The organism is Mesorhizobium sp. M0587, from assembly GCF_040320945.1.
GTDB lineage: Bacteria > Pseudomonadota > Alphaproteobacteria > Rhizobiales > Rhizobiaceae > Mesorhizobium.
The window spans coordinates 21742-28334 of sequence record NZ_JAMYQP010000058.1; the positions used below are offsets into that span (position 1 = coordinate 21742).

5 protein-coding genes and 3 pseudogenes are annotated in these 6593 nt (G+C 61.2%); 2 read left to right on the forward strand and 6 right to left on the reverse strand.

Translation table 11 applies throughout. From position 1 onward, the window contains the following. Positions 1 to 122: 122 nt before the first annotated feature. Together NKI49_RS30790 and NKI49_RS30795 are read right to left on the reverse strand one after the other, a co-directional pair. The gene (locus tag NKI49_RS30790; protein ID WP_352607534.1) at positions 123 to 563 is read right to left on the reverse strand and encodes a hypothetical protein; all 441 of its coding nucleotides are present in this window, start codon (positions 561 to 563) and stop codon (positions 123 to 125) included. A 161-nt stretch (positions 564 to 724) separates the two neighbouring features. After that, positions 725 to 1642 carry a LysR family transcriptional regulator gene (locus NKI49_RS30795; RefSeq protein WP_352607536.1) on the reverse strand — a complete coding sequence of 306 codons (918 nt, stop codon included), beginning with the start codon at positions 1640 to 1642 and terminating at the stop codon, positions 725 to 727. A 97-nt stretch (positions 1643 to 1739) separates the two neighbouring features. Between NKI49_RS30795 and NKI49_RS30800 the strand changes: the two genes are divergently transcribed. Then, positions 1740 to 2531: an SDR family NAD(P)-dependent oxidoreductase gene (locus tag NKI49_RS30800; protein WP_352607537.1), complete on the forward strand. Its 792-nt coding sequence runs from the start codon at positions 1740 to 1742 to the stop codon at positions 2529 to 2531. 13 nt (positions 2532 to 2544) lie between these two features. Continuing rightward, positions 2545 to 2847: a putative quinol monooxygenase gene (locus tag NKI49_RS30805; RefSeq protein ID WP_352607539.1), complete on the forward strand. Its 303-nt coding sequence runs from the start codon at positions 2545 to 2547 to the stop codon at positions 2845 to 2847. 290 nt (positions 2848 to 3137) lie between these two features. Here the strand turns inward: NKI49_RS30805 and NKI49_RS30810 are convergent, their stop codons facing one another. The 4 genes and pseudogenes from NKI49_RS30810 to NKI49_RS30825 all read right to left on the reverse strand — a co-directional run. Further along, positions 3138 to 4487, reverse strand: a complete 1350-nt coding sequence (locus tag NKI49_RS30810; protein WP_352607541.1) for a calcium-binding protein — start codon at positions 4485 to 4487, stop codon at positions 3138 to 3140. Between the two features lie 767 nt (positions 4488 to 5254). Then, a pseudogene (locus tag NKI49_RS30815) lies at positions 5255 to 5562 on the reverse strand (proline racemase family protein); the annotation flags it as partial. A gap of 63 nt (positions 5563 to 5625) precedes the next feature. Further along, positions 5626 to 5952 (reverse strand): annotated as a pseudogene (locus NKI49_RS30820) (LysR family transcriptional regulator); the annotation flags it as partial. A gap of 267 nt (positions 5953 to 6219) precedes the next feature. Then, a pseudogene (locus tag NKI49_RS30825) lies at positions 6220 to 6593 on the reverse strand (hypothetical protein); the annotation flags it as partial.

Below are 6593 nucleotides of genomic sequence, written 5' to 3' on the forward strand. Positions count from 1 at the left end.
GAGATATTCATGTCCAAGTCGAGGCACGCGCGAGCTTCGAGCTGCATGCCGGCGAAAACCACATGTCGATCCTCGCGGTGAACCGCGCGCTGCACGCGGCGTCCGCGGTGCGGCAAGGACGCTTACCCGGCGCGCGCCGGCTCCAGCTCATACAGGTTTGCGCCGTTCTCCTGGCCGCGCTCGACATAACCGATGATGCGAAACCACCGGGCGACGTCAGGTCCCCGCAGCCAGCTTCGTGAATGGATGGGAAGGTTGCCGGCGAGCGCCTGGATGTGCCTGATATGCCGCTTGCAGAAGCGGACGGTCGCGGCCCGGAAGAAGTCCTCCTGCGCGGCGAACGACGTGTCGGCGGCGTCGCTGTTTTCATGCCAGGCGATGATCGCCACCGTCTTGTCGCCCTCGACAAGCGCGTGCGCCCGGCCTTCCTTCAAATTCATCATCAGGTTGTCGTAGGCGATTTTGCTGTCCTTGCCGGCGGCGACATACTCATCCGACATCCGCTTGGACAGGTCCCGAAAGACATCCTCCAGATCCCCAAGCGTTGCTGCGCGTGCTCTCATTTCTCCTCCTGCAGCCCCAGGGGGTAGTTTGCCCCAGGGCAGGGGCATCACCAAGCAAAATGAGTCCGCTGATGAGCCGACGAGCGCAAAGTCGTTTCGTCTGGCGAGTCGCGCCAGGAAACGACGTGGCCGCTATTCGGCAAATTGACCAGAAAGCCAAGCTAATGCGCCTTGAGGAGCGGAGTTTCAGCCATCACTTCGATCATGTATTCAAGAAAAGCGCGGACACGGTGTGGCAACGGCCCGCCGCCGACGTAAATCGCATGCACCAGTTCCAGATCACCCGGATTGAAATCTTCGAGCAGTGCCACGAGCCTGCCCTCGGCAATCTCGGTAGCGACATGGAATAGACCCAGCCGCGCAATGCCCACGCCGGCAAGCGCCATCTGTTTCATCGTCTCGCCATTGTTCACGACGAGGCTGCCGGTGACGGGTTGCCCGATTTCCCTGCCTTCGAAGCGGAAAGGCCAGGATGGCCGGGTGCGGCGGAAGTTGAAGGTCAGGCAGCCATGGCGTGCGAGATCGGCCGGCGTTGCAGGCCTGCCATGGCGCGCGATATAGTTTGGAGCGGCGCATACGACACGCCGGCTCTGCCCGAGTTTGCGCGCAATCAGTCCGCTGTCCGGCAAATTGCCCATGCGGATGGCGACATCGGTCTTCTCGGCGACGAGATCGACGATCCCGTCCGTGAAGCTCAGGTCGACAATGAGGTCGGGATTGCGTGCGATGAAGGCCGGCATGGCCGGGGCAACGAACATCGTGCCGAAGGGGATGGTGGTGTTGACCCGCAGCCGCCCCCGAACCGCCCCTCCAGACGCTTCCTGGTCGGCGTCGTTCAGATCCTGCAAAATCTTCAGCGCGGCATGATGATAGGCCTCGCCCTCGCCAGTCAGGGTAAGCGCGCGCGTCGTGCGGACCAGAAGACGCGTGCCAAGCCGCGCCTCGAGACGCGCGATCAGCTTGCTGACAGCCGACGGTGTGATGTCCAGGCTGCGCGCCGCAGCCGAGAAACCACCTTCCTGGACCACGCGCGCGAACACTTCCATCTCGCCTGAGCGTTCCATCAGGATGCGCGGCATTGATGCTTCTCATTCACAGGTGTGTATCCCCTCGCGGCAATAGTTCTTAGCGCTCCCAAATCATAAATAGCTTTCAGACACAATCTGGAGGCATTTCATGGATCTGCATCTGAACGACAAGACCGCCCTTGTCACCGGCGCCACCGCGGGCATCGGGCTCGAAATCGCCCGTGCACTCGCGCTCGAAGGCGCAAAAGTCATCATCACCGGGCGCGACCGGGCGAAACTCGATGCGGCGATCGCCAGCGTCGAGGCGTCCGGAGGCAAGGCCGTCAGTGGCGTGCTGGCCGACGCCGCCAGCGCCGAGGGCGCAGCGCTCGTCGCTAATGTCGCGCCGGCGGTCGATATCCTCGTCAACAATCTCGGCATTTATGAGAGCAAGCAGTTCGGAGACATCGCCGACGCGGACTGGAGCCATATGTTCGATGTGAACGTGATGAGCGGCGTGCGCCTGTCGCGCGCCTATCTGCCGGGCATGCTGGAGCGAAACTGGGGCCGGATCATCTTTATCTCCAGCGAATCCGGTCTCGCCGTCCCGGCCGACATGATCCACTACGCGACCACCAAGACAGCGCAGCTCTCGATCTCGCGGGGCTTGGCGCAATTGACGCGCGGCACCAATGTCACGGTCAACGCGGTGATGCCGGGGCCTACCCGTTCGGACGGCATCGATACCTTCCTGCGCAGCCAGGCCAGAGACCCCGCCGCTCCGATCAAGCAAATCGAGGCAGAATTCTTCGCCACCGCGCGCGCCGCCTCGATCCTCCAACGCATGGTGGACGCGGAAGAGATCGCAAACCTCGTCGCCTATCTCGCCAGCCCACGCTCATCGGCCACCAACGGCGCCGCCCTGCGCGCCGAGGGCGGCCTGATCAACACCATCGCCTGAAAGAGAGAATTTGATGTCACAGTCTCCACTTACCGTCATCGCCATCACCACCGCCAAGCCCGGCAAGGAGGCGGCGCTCGGCGCCGCCCAGGAACAGCTGGTCGCCGAGACCCTGCTCGAGGATGGCTGCCTGCGCTATGAGTTGCACCAGTCGCTCGACGACGGCCGTATCCGCATCTTCGTCGAGACCTGGGCAAGCGAAGATCTATGGCGCGCCCATATGCAAGGCGCCGCCATGCAGCGTTTCCAGGCGAGAGGCGTCGGCGACTATTTCGCCGATTTCGCCCTGCATCGCTTGACCAAGGTCGTGGGCTGACACGACGCGTCGTTCACCAGTCGGTTACGGGCGACGAAATCAGTCACAAATCGCGTTGGCCATTCACCGCAGATTTGCCCTGGCGCTCCGGTGAAGAAACCTGGCCATAGCGCGTCCTTCAAATTCCTCTTGAGATTGCAGAATCAAAGCTTGGGATCGGAAGCGCAGCAACGCCAACGCTGTGCGAGACCGGCAGCACGCCGTTGCTGCACGTCCACGCCGCGGAACACGTCCAGAACCAAGTGCCTGCGTCGCATCATGAAGACGCTGCACGGTCCATCCATGAGCGATCAAATGATGAACACGTCATGAAAGGTCAGGGTAGTCCCGGGCTCTAGCTGGGCGATTTCCACTTGGGCCATCGGTTTCGAGCCATCGGGGTCATAGTACAGAACGCCCGTGCTCTGGTTGTAGAGCAGGTAATCGTTGTGGCTGGTGGCGTGTTCGCGCAACTCGAAGTACGACGAGTTCACCTGCGTCGGGCTGGACAAGGAACCTTGGCCGAGCATGGTGAAGACGGCATTGTCGAGGTAAAGCGCGTCATCCGCCGCGTGGAAATCAATGAGTTTATCGACATTGCCGGGGCCATAGGCCGTGTCAAACACGAAGGTGTCCTTGCCGGCGCCACCGCTCAGCACGTCGTTGCCACCCTTGCCCCGCAGTGTGTCGTTGCCAGCCAGGGCATCATAGGTATCGGCCGCGCCGGTGCCGACAAAAGTGTCGTTCCCGGTGGTCCCCTTGGCCGGGTCGGTCGGCGGTGCCGGAGGTGGCGGTGGCTGGTCGGTTCCGTCATGGGCTGTATGCCAGGCCGCCTTGGCGTTGGCCCAGTAATCGCGGGCCGCCTGGCCTTGAAGGACCGTCCAGCCGGCCGGCGGCATTGGATAATCGGACGGCAGCGGCGTGTCAGAGAGGTTGAGGTAGTAATTGCCGTGTGACTCGACCGTCTTGTCCCAAGCCCGCTGCAGCCGTTCCATGCCGTTGTGGTGGACGTCGGTGATCGCCACCACACAATCGATAAAGTGCAGGCTGGGAACGATATCGTGTGAGCCTATGCCCTTGTCGAGTTTGAACGGCGAGCCGTGCGTCAGCTCGCCTTTGCGAAGGTACTCTCCCATGCCCAGAAGCATGCCATCCATGATGACCGAGTTGTCAGATCCATCCACGTCGCCGTCACCAAGGCTCACTCCGGAAAACACGTTGTCGAACAGGGAATCCTTGATAGTGCCGCCGATGACGTCGTCGTCCTCGACCGCGTCGTCTCGCGAGTAGCCGACATAGCTATCGTCGATGAGGAAGGTGCCGGTGCCGCCGACACGGATGCCGTCCCAGGGCTTGGTGATTGTCCAGTCGTCGATGACAAAGCTGTGGGCTGAATTTACACGGACTGCCGCGGAGTTGACATAAATGTTCTCCCAGTCGCCGGTCTGGGAGACCGTGCCGTTGATCGTGCCGCCCAAAGCCACGAGGTTGTCGCCGGGGTTGACGACCGCGAAGGGATAGAGGTTGGTGGGGCTTCCCTGATTGGCGACGATCCACGAGGCGTTGGTGGCATCGATAGTGGTGTCGGCGGCCAGACCGGATACTTTATAGCTGTCGTAGCCATAGTCGCCGCTCAAGACAATGGTGCTTGCTAGGGCCATGCTTGGCCACCCTTTCACACCCCCACCCTTTCCGCCAAGTGCCTGAAGCCGGAAAGGCGTGTACTTACCAGAGCCCCATCAGCGGCCTCGTGCAAATCACTAAATGTGTCAAAAGATCGGACGGTGATCTGCATCTCTATCGAGCACTCGCTGCATTCTTTCAGCAAGGAGATGTGGCGGCAGGCGGAGGAACCGGGAACAAATGTGTCCGGAACGGACCGGAAGGGGATGGTGCCCAGAGGCGGAATCCAAGCCAAGGAAATCTCGTTTTCGTTTCAAATAGTTATGACTCGGGCAATGGCAGAGCTAACCAACAAAAATACCAACTAAATATTTCTGTGGATTGATTCGGTTCCCGATCATTTCTCTGTTCGCGCAATGCCTTCGCACCTGAAACAATCTGTAGCAATTGCCCTCGATCTGGCCCAGATGGTCCCCCCGTCATGCCATTCGATGCAGGGGATCGAGTCGCCAGAGCGCCACCGCCTTTCCCCCCACTCGGAGAGCATGCGATATTTTCTACAGTGTCGGGCGTGATGGGCCTGTCTCGGTGCTGCAAAGACCGGTAGGGAGCGGGAGAGTCTGACCCGAAAGCTATCCACGACGCGAACGGCAGCTTTGCGCCTTGTATCGGCCATTGCGGTGCAGTTTGGCTCCGCTCGAACCGGACTTAGGATTGGGCCACCCCGGTCGTTGACTCGAGGCAGATTTAGGTTGGCGATAAGAAAGCGCAAGCGCGAGGACTAGTTTTTCAACTTCCCGTCCCGTTACTGGATTTGGAAACCGTGAGCCAACGGATCGCGGTCGTCGACGAAGATCGTATTGTGGCCGATGATCCGCGCCCAGCCGCCGACACTGGGCTTGATGCCTTTGAAAAGCCCTACGTCGGTCTCGGCCTCGACACGGCCCTCGAACACCGTGCCGATCAGGCTTTCCTGGCGGAAGCTGTCGCCGACCTTCAGTCGTCCCTTGCCGTGGAGTTGCCCCATGCGCGCCGACGTCCCGGTGCCGCCCGGCGAACGGTCGATGGCCTTGTCCCGTAGAACACCGCGCCGCGGCCGTCGGCATTGCTGCTTGAGATTTCGCCGCGATGGACCTGCGCGACCAGCGGCGTCGACAGCGAACATTGAAGCTGGACCTGGACACGCGGGAAGGCGCGCTGGAATACGGCCAAGATCGACGGCAGCAGATAGGCCGCGTAGAGATCGGGCATACCAAGGATCACCTGGCCTTCGATGTCGGGCGACGAGAGGCGTGACAGCAGCTCGTCGTGCAGGCGCAGGATCGAATTTGTATAAGAAAGCACCACCCTGCCGTCGGAAGTAAGCGCCATCTTGCGTCCGTCATGACGGAACAGGTTGCAGCCGCAAAAGTCGTCGAGTCGCTGAAGTTGCAGGGTAATGGCCGGTTGTGAGCGGCTGAGGCGCCGCGCCTCTCCGTAATGCTGCCGGTTTTGGCGACACATTGCAGCGATCGGAGCATTCGTATGTCGACGCTGATGAGGTTCATATTCGTGCCCGGGCCAGATCCGATGCGCCGAGTCAATTTTATGCAAGATTTTTCTGTGCGGCGTCTGCAGCTGTGGCCCGAGCGGACGCCGTTAGGTGTCGAGATGGCGCGCAAGGGCGGTGTCCCTGCGAAACGGGTCCTGAACGCGATGCGTTTGACGGCCCTCCTTGCGCATCTCGCACGGCGCAGGCAAACACCCTAACCTGCTTGTGCGCCCGGCCCATCAGCGCAGGAGTCCGTCCTTCTCAAAATCTTCCCAGCCGCGCAAATCGGAGAGCGCGTTCTCATCGGGGCCATAGCCAGCTGAAGCTGCAGTTCCGCGACCGCTTCTTTGAGCGCGTTTCATAGCGGCCCTCCCCGCGGCTCGCCGCCTATTCTCCGCAGCTGTCGCTGCGTCCTGTTCGCGCCAGACCGTAACCAGGTCGCGGTCAAGCACATCCTCCACGTGCTGCGGGTCGAACACGTGAAAGGTGATGTTCCTTGCCCGCCCGCGCAGTTTCACCGTTTTCGTCCCGGCGCTCTGCAAGCGACCATCTTTCAGCCAGCGGTGCCGTTCGGCCGTCGAGATCGTCAGAATGTCCTCGATTTCACGGGGGA